This window comes from Devosia albogilva, assembly GCF_042685625.1.
GTDB lineage: Bacteria > Pseudomonadota > Alphaproteobacteria > Rhizobiales > Devosiaceae > Devosia > Devosia albogilva.
In genome coordinates this window covers 3,302,543-3,315,843 of sequence record NZ_JBHUNP010000001.1, presented here as the reverse complement: position 1 = coordinate 3,315,843, position 13,301 = coordinate 3,302,543, and the positions used below count along the sequence as shown (strand labels likewise).

At 64.0% G+C, this 13,301-nt stretch carries 14 protein-coding genes; 2 read left to right on the top strand and 12 right to left on the bottom strand.

Translation table 11 applies throughout. The features are described 5' to 3' along the window. Positions 1 to 2: 2 nt before the first annotated feature. From ACFSX5_RS16580 to ACFSX5_RS16535, 10 genes are all read right to left on the bottom strand, one after another. Positions 3 to 728, bottom strand: a complete 726-nt coding sequence (locus ACFSX5_RS16580; protein WP_386834937.1) for a peptidase — start codon at positions 726 to 728, stop codon at positions 3 to 5. A gap of 27 nt (positions 729 to 755) precedes the next feature. Then, entirely contained in the window at positions 756 to 1,553 is a 798-nt protein-coding gene (locus ACFSX5_RS16575) for a transglutaminase family protein (RefSeq protein ID WP_386834936.1), read from the bottom strand. 6 nt (positions 1,554 to 1,559) lie between these two features. Next, positions 1,560 to 2,501, bottom strand: a complete 942-nt coding sequence (locus ACFSX5_RS16570; protein ID WP_386834934.1) for an alpha-E domain-containing protein — start codon at positions 2,499 to 2,501, stop codon at positions 1,560 to 1,562. Positions 2,502 to 2,520: 19 nt separating this feature from the next. Continuing rightward, positions 2,521 to 3,936 carry a circularly permuted type 2 ATP-grasp protein gene (locus ACFSX5_RS16565; protein ID WP_386835669.1) on the bottom strand — a complete coding sequence of 472 codons (1,416 nt, stop codon included), beginning with the start codon at positions 3,934 to 3,936 and terminating at the stop codon, positions 2,521 to 2,523. A gap of 84 nt (positions 3,937 to 4,020) precedes the next feature. Further along, on the bottom strand, positions 4,021 to 4,611 hold the full coding sequence (locus ACFSX5_RS16560; protein WP_386834932.1) for an NAD(P)H-dependent oxidoreductase: 591 nt from the start codon (positions 4,609 to 4,611) through the stop codon (positions 4,021 to 4,023). Further along, entirely contained in the window at positions 4,611 to 6,008 is a 1,398-nt protein-coding gene (locus ACFSX5_RS16555) for an FAD-binding oxidoreductase (protein WP_386834931.1), read from the bottom strand. The genes ACFSX5_RS16560 and ACFSX5_RS16555 overlap by 1 nt, the downstream gene beginning before the upstream one ends. Further along, complete coding sequence (locus ACFSX5_RS16550) at positions 6,005 to 7,318, bottom strand: cytosine deaminase (protein WP_386834930.1); 1,314 nt, start codon at positions 7,316 to 7,318, stop codon at positions 6,005 to 6,007. Before ACFSX5_RS16550 ends, ACFSX5_RS16555 begins: the two co-directional genes overlap by 4 nt. 1 nt (position 7,319) lies before the next feature. Continuing rightward, the gene (locus ACFSX5_RS16545; protein WP_386834929.1) at positions 7,320 to 8,180 is read right to left on the bottom strand and encodes an ABC transporter permease; all 861 of its coding nucleotides are present in this window, start codon (positions 8,178 to 8,180) and stop codon (positions 7,320 to 7,322) included. Then, the gene (locus ACFSX5_RS16540; protein WP_386834927.1) at positions 8,177 to 9,010 is read right to left on the bottom strand and encodes an ABC transporter ATP-binding protein; all 834 of its coding nucleotides are present in this window, start codon (positions 9,008 to 9,010) and stop codon (positions 8,177 to 8,179) included. The genes ACFSX5_RS16545 and ACFSX5_RS16540 overlap by 4 nt, the downstream gene beginning before the upstream one ends. Positions 9,011 to 9,071: 61 nt before the next feature. Further along, positions 9,072 to 10,070, bottom strand: a complete 999-nt coding sequence (locus ACFSX5_RS16535; RefSeq protein WP_386834926.1) for an ABC transporter substrate-binding protein — start codon at positions 10,068 to 10,070, stop codon at positions 9,072 to 9,074. Between the two features lie 174 nt (positions 10,071 to 10,244). Between ACFSX5_RS16535 and ACFSX5_RS16530 the strand changes: the two genes are divergently transcribed. Together ACFSX5_RS16530 and ACFSX5_RS16525 are read left to right on the top strand one after the other, a co-directional pair. Then, on the top strand, positions 10,245 to 10,649 hold the full coding sequence (locus ACFSX5_RS16530) for a RidA family protein (protein ID WP_386834924.1): 405 nt from the start codon (positions 10,245 to 10,247) through the stop codon (positions 10,647 to 10,649). Further along, the gene (locus ACFSX5_RS16525) at positions 10,646 to 11,446 is read left to right on the top strand and encodes a creatininase family protein (protein WP_386834923.1); all 801 of its coding nucleotides are present in this window, start codon (positions 10,646 to 10,648) and stop codon (positions 11,444 to 11,446) included. Before ACFSX5_RS16530 ends, ACFSX5_RS16525 begins: the two co-directional genes overlap by 4 nt. Before the next feature lie 6 nt (positions 11,447 to 11,452). On the opposite strand, the gene ACFSX5_RS16520 is transcribed toward ACFSX5_RS16525, so the two are convergent. Both ACFSX5_RS16520 and ACFSX5_RS16515 read right to left on the bottom strand, forming a co-directional pair. Then, complete coding sequence (locus ACFSX5_RS16520; protein ID WP_386834922.1) at positions 11,453 to 12,493, bottom strand: osmoprotectant NAGGN system M42 family peptidase; 1,041 nt, start codon at positions 12,491 to 12,493, stop codon at positions 11,453 to 11,455. Next, the gene (locus tag ACFSX5_RS16515) at positions 12,490 to 13,299 is read right to left on the bottom strand and encodes a FadR/GntR family transcriptional regulator (RefSeq protein ID WP_386834921.1); all 810 of its coding nucleotides are present in this window, start codon (positions 13,297 to 13,299) and stop codon (positions 12,490 to 12,492) included. Before ACFSX5_RS16515 ends, ACFSX5_RS16520 begins: the two co-directional genes overlap by 4 nt. Positions 13,300 to 13,301 lie beyond the last annotated feature (2 nt).

Below are 13,301 nucleotides of genomic sequence, written 5' to 3'. Positions count from 1 at the left end.
CGCTACTTGAACGGCGGCAGGCGGTGAAATGCCGCCTTGAGCGCCTCGGACCAGCCCTCCGAGATGGCGAGGTAATAAGGGTCGTCGCGCTCGAAGCGCCGGCTGGGGCCGAGCCGCAGGCTGCCGCTCTCGTAGATCTGCATGTCGAGTGGCAGGCCAACGGAGAGGTTGGATTTCAGGGTCGAGTCGAAGGACACCAGCAACAGCTTGATCGCATCTTCGAAACTCATCGACGGATCGTAGGCGCGGATCAGGATCGGCTTGCCGTATTTGTGCTCGCCCACCTGGAAGAACGGCGTATCCGCCGAGGATTCGATAAAGTTACCCTCGGGGTAGATGTAGAAGAGGCGCGGCTCGCCACCCTTGATCTGGCCGCCCAGGATGAACGAGGCGGCGAAGGCATCCGCAGTCTGCCCTGCGGGCGCGGCATCGCGGATCACCTCCTTGACCACACTGCCGATCAGGCGCGCGGTTTGGAACATGGAAGGTGTATCCAGCAGGCTTGGATTGCGCTCGTCGGGTGCCTTGGAGCGCTCGTCGAGAATGCTCGTGACCGCCTGGGTCGTCGCGAGATTTCCTGCCGATAGAAGCACCATCACCCGCTCCCCCGGCACCTCCCAGGTCCGCATCTTGGAGAACGTGGAAATGTTGTCGAGGCCGGCATTGGTCCGGGTGTCGGACATGAACACCAGGCCTTGGTCCGTCTTCAATCCAACGCAGTAGGTCATGCTGTTCCGAGTGTCTGAGCGCCGTGCTTACTGCTCTACATTGAGCGCTACCGCAAGCGACTCCGCGGACGATCCGCTGCGCAGACCCGTGATTGGCGCGGACTGGCTGTAGTCCAGCCCGCAGGCGATCCGCACATATTTCTCATCCGGCGCCACGCCATTCGCCGCATCGAAGCCGACCCAACCCAGGTCTTCCACATAGGCCTCGGCCCAGGCATGGGTGGCGGTCTGCTCCGACTGCCCCTCCATCAGCAGGTACCCAGAAACATAGCGTGCCGGCACGCCCAGCAGACGCGCGGCTGCGATGAAGATGTGAGCGTGGTCCTGGCAGACGCCGCTGCCGTTCACCAGGGCTGCTTCGGCTGGGGTGGCAACGTCCGTACTCCCCGGAACATAGGCCACGCGCTCGCCGGTATCGCGGCTCAGCCGATGCAACTGGTCGAGGGTGTCGGACATGCCGGCCAAAGGCTGAACCAAGGCCTTCACAGCTTCGCCGGCGGCTGTCAGAGGCGTCTGCCGAAGGAAGACCCACAGGGGCGCAACGCCTATTCCCCGGCCGAACACGCCTGCGGTGTCCTTGGTGGTAACCTGGCCGCTGGCATGGATCACGATCTCGGAGGTGTCCGGCTCTGAGCGCAACAACTCGGTCCGGTTGGCGAAGGCATCATCATAGAAGAGTTCCGAGGTGGCGCCCACCACCTCAACCTTCCAGTCCTCTACAGTCTGAACACTCGAGCTGCGTGGCCAAAGGCGCAGCCTCTGGACCGCATAGTTGACCGGGCGGTCGTAGCGGTAGGTCGAGGTATGGCTGATGGAGAGCAGCACGGCCGGTCAATCGAAGTTGTAGGCGCGGCCGATGTCGGCCGCGAGCCTGTTGTTCTGGAAAATGAAGTCGGTGAGAAACTCGTGCAGGCCGAAATCGAAGATGGCCTGAATCTGCTTGCCGCCGATCGAGGCGAGGGTTCGCGAGGATATGTCGTGGCACGACAACCGCGTACCGTACTCCTGGGCCAAAAACTCCAGATTTTCGGCGATGTTGCGGTAGCAGAAGTGCAGCGAGCGGGGCATCCGGCTGTCGAGGATGAGGTATTCGGCGATCTGCGCGGGCGTATACTGGGTGTCGTAGACCCAGCGATAGGAGCGGTGCGCAGACACCGACCGCAGGATCGACTCCCACTGATGGTTGTCCATCGCGCCCCCCACATATGAGGCGGCCGGCAATAGCACGTAATATTTGACGTCGAGGATGCGCGAGGTGTTGTCGGCTCGCTCGATGAACGTGCCGATCCGGGAAAAATTGAAGATCTCGTTGCGCAGCATGGTGCCGTGGAAAGCACCGCGGATCAGGGATGCCTCGCGCTTGATATGGTCGAGCAGGGGCGGCAGTTCGCTTTCCGGCACTGGAGCACTCAGGGCACTCTTGAGCGCCATCCAGGCCTCGTTGACGGCCTCCCAGGCGTCCCGGGTGAGGGCCGTGCGGACCATTCGGGCATTGAAGCGGGTGGCTTCGAGGCAGGAGATGACGCTTGAGGGGTTATCGCGATCTCGCAGCAGGAAATCGGAGACGTTCGCCGCCGTGAACCGGTCGTGCTTGGCTCTGAAGGCCTCCATGGCTCCGGCCGAGAGGACGACAGAGGACCACTCTTCCGGCGCAGTCGAGCTTCGTGTGAGGGCCATGCGCAAGCCGGCGTCGACGATGCGCGCCATGTTCTCGGCCCGCTCGACATAGCGGTGCATCCAGAACAGGCCGCTTGCGGTTCTTCCCAAGAGCATCTGCTAACGCTCCCCTGCCCTAGTCATCGAGCACCCAGGTGTCCTTGGTGCCGCCGCCCTGGCTGGAGTTGACCACCAGCGAACCCTCCGTCAGGGCCACCCGCGTCAGCCCACCAGGGGTGATGTGAATGCGGTCGGAAACCAGCACGAAGGGCCGCAGATCGACATGCCGGGGAGCGAGACCGGCATCGGTCAGGATCGGCGACGTCGAGAGCGCCAGCGTGGGCTGGGCGATGTAGTTTGCCGGCCTTGCTCTCAACTTCTCGGTGAACGCCTCGAGTTCCTTGCGCGAGGCGGCAGGGCCAACAAGCATGCCGTAGCCGCCGGAGCCATGAACCTCCTTAACAACCAGTTCGGAGAGGTGCTCCAGGACGTAATCGAGGCTATCCGGCTCGGCGCACCGGTAGGTGGGTACGTTCTCGAGCATCGCCTTGCGACCGGTATAGAACTCGATGATCTCGGGCATGTAGGAATAGATCGCCTTGTCATCCGCAATGCCGGTGCCCGGCGCATTGGCGATGGTGATGCGGCCCGCGCGATAGACATCCATGATGCCGGCGACGCCGAGGGCGGAGTCCGGCCGGAAGGTCAGCGGATCGAGGAAGGTATCGTCGACGCGCCGGTACAGAACGTCGATCGGGCGGTAGCCGCGGGTGGTGCGCATGGCGATACGGCCATCGACCACCTTGAGGTCACTTCCTTCCACCAGTTCGACGCCCATCTGGTCGGCAAGGAAAGCGTGCTCGAAATAGGCGGAGTTGTGCACGCCTGGCGTCAGGACGGCGATGGTCGGCCTCTCACTGGCTCGATCGGCTGGGGCGACGGCGGCCAGCGACTGGCGTAGAAGTTGCGGGTAGTTCTCGACCGGGCGAACCTTGACCTGCTGAAACAGCTCGGGAAAGAGCTGCAGCATGGTCTCGCGGTTCTCGAGCATATAGGACACGCCCGAAGGCGTGCGGGCGTTGTCTTCCAGTACATAGAACTGGTTCTCGGCCGTCCGCACGAGGTCAACGCCGATGATGTGCGTGTAGACGTTGCCGGGCGGGCGGAAGCCGATCATCTCGGGCAGAAAAGCTTCGTTCTGCGCGATCAACTGCTTCGGAATGCGCCCGGCGCGAACGATCTCCTGCCGGTGGTAGATGTCGTCAAGGAAGGCGTTGATCGCCATCACCCGCTGTTCGACGCCCTGGGACAGGTAGCGCCACTCGCGGCTGGTGATGATGCGGGGGACGATGTCGAATGGGATCAGCCGCTCGGATGCGGCTTCTTCGCCATAGACGGCAAAGGTGATGCCGGTGCGCCGGAATACGCCTTCGGCGTCACGGGCCTTCTTTTCCAGCGCTGCAGGGGTCTTGAGATCGAGCCAGGCCTTCACCGTTTCATACGGCGCGCGCACCTGCCCATCAGCGCTCAGCATCTCGTCAAACGGCGGCACGCCGGCCTCCAGCACTTCCATGATGAGAGCGGCAAGCCGCCCGGTTGGGCTCGGCCCTACAGACCCGGGCACGGCATGCGGCTTTCATCGGAACGCTCGCATCTGCGTCCGCACCTTCGACAGGAAGTCCGTCAGCCGCTCGGGCGTGGGATTGTTCATGTCGTACAGGGCCAAATAGCTGGGGCGCGAGCGGAATGTCGCCCAGCCCCACCGCATTGCCACGCGACGCGGCGGGTCGCCCATCAGCCAGGTCCTGAACTGATTGCCGCCATAGGTGGTGACGAAGGCGACCCTGCGAATGTTGGACAAGCCGGGCTTTATCCGTCCGCGGTCGCCACTCTCGAGCGTGAAGGATACGCCCGGCAGGAATATGCGGTCGAAATAGCCCTTGAGAATGGCGGGATAGCCATAGTTCCAGACGGGGTGAACCACGACAAGGCCGTCCGCCGCCCGTAACCGTTCGACATAGGGTCGCGTCAGGGGCGTGAGGTTGCCCGGCACCTCGTGATAGTCAAGGCGCTCCTGGCGCGTCATCACCGCGGGGAAATCTTCCTCATAGAGGTTCAGCGCATCCACCTCGTGGCCGGCCCCTTCGAGCTCCTCTACGACGGCCTCAAACAAGGTGCGGTTGAAGCTGGTCTCGACGGGGTGGGCATGAACGACGTGGACGCGCATCAGGCGGCGTGCACCGGGTTGAGCCCGTCGAACAGCCATGCCTTGCCGGCGGAGAAGTCGAAGTCCGGGTTTTCCCACGCGACCATCTTGCCGGGGTTGAGCACGCCCTTGGGATCGGCCTCGCGCTTGAAGGCGAGCTGGCGCTGATCGGTGCGTTTCATGCCGCCTTCCTCAAGGGTGTAGCGATGCGGGTTGAAGACGTCGCAGCCGTTGTCCTCGTGGATGCGGATGATCTCTTCCAGTCGCTCCTCGGTGGTGTAGCGCACCAGCGGCAGGCCGGCGAAGGTCACCTTGCCATCCTGGCGAGTGATCTCGATGTGCATCGGCAGCTCGTCCCCGAGCAGATCCACGATGCGGCGGACGTGTTCAACCGTGGGATAGCGCGTCTGCAGATAGGTGACGGTCGGGTCGACCTTGAGCGCGCGAAGGGTGGTGTGGTTCCAGGCAAGCTCATAGACCGGCGGGAGGCGTCGCAGTTCGTCCTCGGTGGCGTTGTCAGAGCGGAACCGCAGATCGCCAGCATGATGGCTGATGAACAACTCCAATGCCGGAACCGCCACCGGCGCGACCATCAGGAGTACCACCGACTGGTCCTGCTTCAGGTAGGGCTGGTGTCGGTTGAAATAGCCCGGGATGGGCGCGGCGCAGGGGGAGACTTCCTTGACGAGGAGCCCGTCCTGCAAGGCGACGCCTTCAGCGAAACGGCAGGCTTCAATGAAGTCGTCGAAGCCAACGATCATGTCCACCCAGTCATGCGCCGGTGCCAGCGGCATTTCGGCTTCGACGATGATGCCGTTGGTGCCATAGGCGTGGGCGACCTTGAGGATGTCCTCGCCGGTCAGGTCGAGTTCGCGCGGTTCAGCCTCGCAGGTGATGATCTTCAGGCCGAGAATGCTGCCGAGATTGCGCAGACCACCCCAGCGCACCGAGCCGACGCCGCCCGAGCCGCCGGCAATGAACCCGCCCAGCGAGGCCATGCGGTAGGTGGAGGGATGAAAGCGCAGCTCGCCGCGCACAGCTTGGCGGGTCTCGTGGTCGATCTTTTCGAGCACGGCGCCGGCCTGAGCGCGGACGCGGTCAGGCTCAATGGAGAGCACCTTGTCCATGTTCATCAGGTTGAGCATGGCGCCGCCAGCGAGGGGCATGGCCTGGCCATAGTTGCCCGTCCCTGCGCCTCGCGGCGTGATCGCCACGTCGTGCCGAAAGGCGGCGCGGAGCACGGTTTTCACTTCATCGATGGTGCGCGGGGAGACCACCACTTCGGCCGTGACATGGTCGAGCTTGGCCTTGAGCACCGGCGAGTACCAGTAGTGGTCGCGGCTGCGCTGCTGCACGATGCGGGGATTGTCTTCCTGCGGAATGTCGCCCAGCTCGGCGCGGAAAGCCTCGATGCTCATGCTGCCCCCATCAGGTCGTCGAGTTCGGAGTAGTCGGGAAGCGTCGTGTCGATCGGAGCGCCATGTCGCAGCACCATGCGATCGCTGTGCGGACGCGACATCAGTTCGGTCCAGTTGCGGGCGCGGAAGAGAACGAGATTGGCCGGCGCGCCTGGGGCGATGGTAGCCGTGTAGTTGAAGCCGGCGATCGCTGCAGCGTCCGCGCCGACGGCACGGGCCCAAGTGAAAGCGGCATCCTGCGGGTGATCGAAGTGGAGGATGCGGGCGCCTTCGCGCAGCACCTCGAAGGCGTCGAGATCGCCATAGGCGTAGAAGGGATCGCGGGTGTTGTCGGAGGCAATTGCGACCGATACGCCGGCGGCCTTCAGCTCGTTGAGCAGGGTGACACCGCGCCAACGGGGGGTGCGAACGCCGTCGCGATTGTCGCGATCCTGCAGGTACAGGTTGCACATCGGCAGAGAAATGACTGCTATTCGTGCCCGCCGAACCTTGTCGATGACGCGATTTGCAGTTTCTGCGTCCTGGACGGACAAAGAGCAGCAGTGACCGGCGATGACCCTGCCCGTGAATCCGGTTTCGAGCACCGCATCGGCGAGGCACTCAAGGGCATTGGCGGCCGGGTCGGGCGACTCGTCGGCGTGAAGGTCGATGTCGAGCCCGAACTCACCTGCCACCTCGATGAGGTTGCGCATGATGGTGGGGTTCTCGGCGTGAGCGGCGCTCGAGCCACCCAAGACGCCACCCGCGGCTTTGGTGCGCTCGGCAATGGCGCGAAGGGTTGGCTTGTCGAGGATGGTATCGGGCCCCATGAGCCCCACGCCCTGCAGCTCGATGCGGCCCGACCAGCGCTCCCGCATGGTCTGGAAAACATCCCAGGTGATGGTGTGTTGGGGCGGCGCCATGTCGAGATGGGTGCGGATGGCGGCGGTGCCATGGGCGTAGGCGCAGCGCAGGGCGAAGTCCATCCGCCGCTCGACATCATGTGCCGCCCAGTTCGCCTGGCGGTCGGCGAGGACCGCCAGGAGGGCGCCCATCCAGGTGCCGTCGGGGTTTTGACGGCGCGGCCAGATGTGACCCTTGTCGAGGTGGGTGTGGATGTCCACGAAGGTCGGGAGGACGATGCTCCCCTGGAGGTCTACGCGGTGAGGGCCGATCGCTGTTCCGGCAGGCGCAATGGCGGTCACAAGGCCATCGGAGACCGTGAGATCGACCAGTGCGAGGGCGCCGGAACTGGCGTCGCCCATTACCGCTTCCGGTATCGCTGCGTTGGTGAGCACGTAGTGGCCGTCGGCGGGGATGGTGAACCGCATCCTAGTTCTCCCGCCGCAGGGCACTCTCGTGCCAGCGGTGCAGCAACAGCCAGGAGATGAGAGAGGTGATGGCGAAGATGGTCACGCCGGTCAGCATCAGCAGGACCAAGGCTGCGTAGAGCCGCGGGTAGTTGAGGCGGTAGCCGGATTCCAGCAAGCGGAAGGCGAGGCCTGACCCCTTGCCTGCAGAGCCGGCGGCAAACTCGGCCACCACCGCTGCGATGAGGGAGAGGCCGCCACCGATCCGAAGGCCGGCGGCGAAATATGGAAGCGAAGACGGCAGCTTGAGCTGGATCAGCGTTTGCCAGCGGCTGGCGCCATAGAGCTCGAACAGGTTGAGCAGGTTGTGGTCGACGCTCTTTAACCCCGCGACCATGTTGGAGAGGATCGGGAAGAAGGCAACGACGAAGGCGCAGGTCAGCAGTGCCGACTGCGTGTCGGGCATATAGATCAGCAAGAGCGGCGCGATGGCGATCATCGGCGTGACCTGCAGGATCACCGCGAAGGGAAAGACCGCGAGTTCGATCCAGCGGCTCTGGACCAGGATGATGGCAAGGCCCACCCCGCCCACCAGCGCGATCAGGAGGGCAAGAAGCGTGATGCGGATCGTGACCAGCAGGGACGGCAGCAGGGTCGGCCAGTCGGTGACCAGCGCCATGGCTACGTCCATCGGCGCCGGCATGATGTAGCGGGGCACCTGGTTGACCACGATGTGCACCTGCCAAAGAGCGATGGCGAGCAACACCATGGCGACCGGCACGACGATGCTCAGCACCCGCTCGCTGAGCCTGGCGCGCCGTACCGGGATTGTAACTGCACTGTCGGTGCCGGCTTCAGCGGCGTTCGTGACGAGCTCGGTCATTGCGCCTTCGCTCCCATCATGATGGCTTCCTGAAGAGCGCGTGAGACACGATCGGTGGTGGCGCGGTATTCCTCCGAGGTGCGGTAGTTCTCGTCGCGGACGCTGCCGTTATCGATCGACAGGTCAGCATGTACCTGGCCGGGACGGGCACGCATCACAACGATCCGATTGCTGAGAAACGCGCTCTCGAACACCGAATGGGTAACGAAAATCACGGTGATGCCGGTCTCGCGCCACAGCCGGAGTACGTCGTCGTTGAGCTTCTGCCGGGTGATCTCGTCGAGGGCCGCGAAGGGCTCGTCCATCAGCAGCAGCCTGGGGCGGGTGACGAGCGCGCGAGCGATGGAGACTCGCATCTTCATGCCGCCGGAGAGTTCACGGGGATAGGAGTCGGCAAAGTCGGCCAGTCCGACGCTTGCCAGCCCCGCCATCACCGCATCGCGGGCCTCGCGCTTGCCTTGCCCGCGCAGCTTCAAGGGCAGATGGACATTCCCGAACACCGTTGCCCACGGCATCAGCGTCGGCTCCTGAAAGACGAAGCCGATGTCGCCTTCCGGCAGTCCCTTCGCGTTCACCGGAGAACTGGGCCAGTCGATCGTTCCCGATGACGGAGATCCAAGCCCCGCAATGATGCGCAGCGCGGTGGACTTACCACAGCCGGAAGGACCAAGCAGCGAGATGAACTCGCCCGGTCGCACGTCGAGCGACATGCCCTTGAGGGCCAAAGTGCCGTTGGAGAACAGCTTGGTCACGTCCCGCATGGAAACCACGGGGCGACTTGGCTTGGTCGGTGGCACCACGGGCGCCGGGGCATAGGTTGTGTCGGTCAATGGGAGCGCAGTCTGGTTGGCCAGTGGCCGGCGCGGCAATCGAGCTGCGCCGGTGGGAAGATCAGTTGGCGAGGTCGACGCCGAGGCCGTGGCACACATATTCGGTGGTGTAGGCCTGAGTGACGTCGATGCCTGCCTCGAACACGCCAACCTCTACCATGCTGTCGTAGAAGCCCTTCCAGTGCTCGTCGGTCATGCAGCCGATACCGCCGGTTTCGGCTTCGCCGGAGACGACAATGCCATACTCTTTCATCTTGGCGATGCCGTAGGCGATCTGGTCGTCGGTCATCTCGGGATTGTCGGCCTTGATCAGTTCATTGGCGGCAGCGTTGTCGCCGTAGAGATAATTGTACCAGCCGATGATCGTGGCCTCGACGAAGCGCTTGGCGACGTCGGGATTCTCCTCGACCCACGGCCGCATGGCCTCGATGGTGGTCGAATAGGGCGTGTAGCCCTGATCGGCGATCAGCCAGACATCCGGAGCAAAGCCCGCCTCCCGTTCGATGGCGAGGGGTTCAGAGGTGAGATAGCCCTGCTGAATGGCCTCCTCGTCGGCCAGGAACGATGCGGGATTGAACTGATACGGCTCGTACTTCTCGTCCACGAACTCCGGCCATTGCGACTTCATCCAGGTGAAGTAGGAGGAGAAACCGTCGGCTCCCAAAATGTACTTGGACGCCCCCGCAAGCTCCGGAAAGCTCGCGAACTGCCCGGGGTGGGACATCAGTATCTGCGGATCCTTCTGGAAGATCGCCGCCAGGGTGATGGTCGGGATGCCTTCCTTGACAGCGTTGATCGCGCCCGTTGCGCCGCCCATGTAGAACTGCACCTGGCCGGATACGAGCAGCGGCCTGCCGGGAGATTGCGGGCCGCCCTGCATGATCGTCACGTCCAAACCGTACTCGGCATAGGTGCCGTCAGCTACGGCCTGGTAGTAGCCGCCATGCTCGGCCTGAGCGAGCCAGTTGCTGGCGAAGGTCACCTTGTCCTGGGCCATGGTACCTGCCGCAGCCAGGCTGCTGGCGATCAGGACGGTCGTGAATGCAGTCACGTCTCTCATGCTTGCGTTCCCCTGACGTTGGCCGTCGGTTGCTGTGCGGCGCAATCGTCGAGCAACTGTTGAACGTCGCATCCTCAATGTGAAGCCAAAAAATAGGCACCTCGAGCGAATGCCTGCTATGCGTGCAGAAGGGGCTAGGCGACGGCAAAGCTTGTCGCTAGCATCCGCGACGAAATGGCCAGCCCTCTCACACCCAGCAGCATTCACCCACCATTCGCCCCCTATAGCCATGGGATCGTGGTGCCCGCCGGCCAGAAGCTGATCTTCTGTTCCGGGCAACTCGGCATTACTGCTGACGGCGGCATACCGGCCGATTGCGGTGGGCAGACTCGAATCTGCTTCGACAACATCGCGGCGATCCTGGCTGAGGCGGGGCTTGGCCTGGCCGACATCGTGCGCATCAACGCCTATGTCACCGCGCGCGAGCACCTGGCGCCATACATGGACGTGCGGAATGCCTTGTTTTCTGCACCCTACCCGGCATCGACCCTGATGATCGTTTCGGGCTTCGCCCGACCGGAGTTCCTCGTCGAAATCGAGGCAATCGCGGCGGGTCCCGATAGAGAGGCAAACCCGTGACCCGCAAGATCTGGTGGACCGACTTCACGGCCGGCGATTTCGACAGCATCGACGCGACGAAGACGATTGCCGTCCTGCCCGTTGCTGCCGTGGAACAGCACGGCCCTCACTTGCCGGTGGGTACCGACACAATCATCAACACGTCGATGATGGAGCTGTTGGCGGAGCGCGCACCGGCGGAACTCGACATCCGCATCCTGCCGGTTCAGGCGATCGGCAAGTCCAACGAGCACATCTGGGCGAAAGGCACCATCACCCATACTGCCACGAACCTGATAGACGCCTGGACGCAGATCGGCTTCGAAGTAGCGCGTGCCGGGGTGCGGAAGATCGTGTTCGTGAACTCCCATGGCGGCAATGAGGAGATCATGGGCATCGTTGCTCGCGAATTGCGCGTGCGCGCCGACATGCTGGCGGTGAAAAGCGGATGGCGGTTCACTCCTCCGGAGGTCCTGACGGACCTGGAGCGCCGACACGGCATCCATGGCGGTGACGCAGAGACGTCCTTGATCCTCCATTTCAAGCCGCATCTGGTGGACATGGCGCGGGCGGAGAACTTCGCTTCCATCGCGGCGCGCGACGAACAGCAGTTCAGGTACCTGCGGCCGACCGGCGCCTTCGGGCACGTCTATGCGTGGATCGCTTCGGACATCAACCCGTCCGGGGCCGTCGGCGATGCCGCCTCGGCCACTGCCGAGAAGGGCAGGATGATCGCGGAAGCCAATGTTGCAGGCATGATCGAGGTGCTGGAGGAAGTGGAGCGGATGCCCCTGCCCTCAGTTGCTCAGGGAGCCTGAAGAGACTCAGCGCTTCACCGCCAGAGGACTCTGGAGGTAGGCGACCACCAAACGTGCAAGCGCCAGCAGCGACTTCTCGTGGGTGCGCTCCCAACCGTGCGAGCTGTCGAGGGAGAAGCAGGCGAGGCCGACACGGAGATCCCAGCCGGCTTCCACCGCGGCGGCACTGTCGGAGCGGTAGTGGCGGAACGTGTCGCGGACATGCGGGATGCCGTGCTCTTCGCAAAGCGACAGCAGGTGGCGGGTCACGGCGGCGTCAAACGGCCCCTGGCGGTCACGCATGGCAATGGTCGCCGAATCATCGCGCGAGGCCTGGTTGGGCGCGCTGACGGCATTGTCGATCGCCACCAGTTCCTCGACTTCGGGGCCGAAGCCGTGGGTGCCGCCGATGCCGATCTCTTCGGCAATGGTGAACATCACCTGGCACGGGATTTCCGGAAGCTGTCCGCCCTCGACGATGGACTTGAGCGCGGCGAGGATCACGGCGCAGCCGGCCTTGTCATCGAGATGGCGGGAGACGACGAAGCCCCCTACCCGCTCAGGCTGCGCGTCCACCGCGACCATGTCGCCGACATTGAAGCCGGCAGCGACGAGATCCTCGCGGCTGTGCAGTTCGGCGTCGATGCGGATTTCGAGATTGTCCCAGTCGGCGGGCTGAGTGTCGACGTCGGTGTTGAAGCGATGCCCGGAGGCCTTGAGCGGCAGGATGGTGCCGCGGTGGGTGATGGCGTCGGAGAAGATAGTAACCCGCGCGCCCTCGGCGAAGCGAGCGGCCCAGGTGCCGGTGTTGCGCAGCGACAAGCGGCCGTTGTCCTTGAGCTCGGTGACCATGGCGCCGAGCGTATCGAGATGGGCCGCCACCGCGCGCCGAGGCGCTCCCTCGCCGAGCTCGACATAGAGGACGCCGCGGCGGGTGTAGCGGGGCTCCAGCCCCAGCTCGCGCAGCCATCCATCGACGAGCGCAACAGCACGATCGGTCATGCCGACAGGGCTCGGGGTGCGAAGCAGTTCCCTCAGGCGATTGTGCAGGTAGTCGAGGTCGATCATGCGGTCCGTCGGCGTCTGGTGCGTATGGGTTCTTCGGTATCTGCAAGGAAGCGGTCGTGGAGTTTGGCCTGCAGGCCAAGCATGTGCTGCTCCGCCTCCGCCATGTGTTCGGCGAGGATTGCCTGTGCCGCAGCGGCGTTGCGCCGGCGCATGGCGGCGATCAGGTCGCGCTGATGCTGGATGCCGCTCTGGCGCTGCACCGGCTCGGGCTGGACATAGATGTCCTGTGCGACTGTCAGGTCCTTGAGCAAACGCTGGAGGAAACGGCAGGTGAAGGCGAGAATGGGGTTATCGGAATACTCGGCCACGACGCCGTGGAAATCGAGCTCGGCCATGCGCTGGTTCCAGCGCTCCTGGGCGTCGGCCGGCTCATGGTCGTAAATGGCGATGATGGCTTCGAGCCGAGCCAAGCCTGCGGCATCGATGTGGGCGGTGGCGCTGGCAGCGACCAAGGGTTCGAGCGCCTTGCGCATCTCGTAGATGTTGGCGATCGTCAGGTTCTTGGCGAACAGGAAGTTGGAGAGCAGGCTCATCGCCCGTCCCTCCCCCATCCGCTCGATGAAGGCGCCGCCGCCAGGGCCGGTGCGGACGCTGATGAGGCCCTGCACTTCCAGCGCCTTGAGAGCCTCGCGCACAGTGCCCTTGCTGGCGGCGAACTGGGCCATCAACTCGCGCTCCTGCGGCAGGCGATCGCCCGGACCAAGACCATGCTCGACGATCATGCGCTTGAGCGCGTCGACGATTTCGTCGGTGCGTTTGCGGCGAGGGCGGCCGGCGGGGTGCGCGGAGGGAACGGCAACGGTCATAA

What these genes read in the sequence shown, in the direction of transcription:
- ACFSX5_RS16535 (WP_386834926.1), bottom strand. Translation starts at nt 10,070, where the DNA reads ATGAGAGACGTGACTGCATTCACGACCGTCCTGATCGCCAGCAGCCTG.
- ACFSX5_RS16570 (WP_386834934.1), bottom strand. Translation starts at nt 2,501, where the DNA reads ATGCTCTTGGGAAGAACCGCAAGCGGCCTGTTCTGGATGCACCGCTAT.
- ACFSX5_RS16530 (WP_386834924.1), top strand. Translation starts at nt 10,245, where the DNA reads ATGGCCAGCCCTCTCACACCCAGCAGCATTCACCCACCATTCGCCCCC.
- ACFSX5_RS16520 (WP_386834922.1), bottom strand. Translation starts at nt 12,493, where the DNA reads ATGATCGACCTCGACTACCTGCACAATCGCCTGAGGGAACTGCTTCGC.
- ACFSX5_RS16545 (WP_386834929.1), bottom strand. Translation starts at nt 8,180, where the DNA reads ATGACCGAGCTCGTCACGAACGCCGCTGAAGCCGGCACCGACAGTGCA.
- ACFSX5_RS16555 (WP_386834931.1), bottom strand. Translation starts at nt 6,008, where the DNA reads ATGAGCATCGAGGCTTTCCGCGCCGAGCTGGGCGACATTCCGCAGGAA.
- ACFSX5_RS16515 (WP_386834921.1), bottom strand. Translation starts at nt 13,299, where the DNA reads ATGACCGTTGCCGTTCCCTCCGCGCACCCCGCCGGCCGCCCTCGCCGC.
- ACFSX5_RS16550 (WP_386834930.1), bottom strand. Translation starts at nt 7,318, where the DNA reads ATGCGGTTCACCATCCCCGCCGACGGCCACTACGTGCTCACCAACGCA.
- ACFSX5_RS16580 (WP_386834937.1), bottom strand. Translation starts at nt 728, where the DNA reads ATGACCTACTGCGTTGGATTGAAGACGGACCAAGGCCTGGTGTTCATG.
- ACFSX5_RS16560 (WP_386834932.1), bottom strand. Translation starts at nt 4,611, where the DNA reads ATGCGCGTCCACGTCGTTCATGCCCACCCCGTCGAGACCAGCTTCAAC.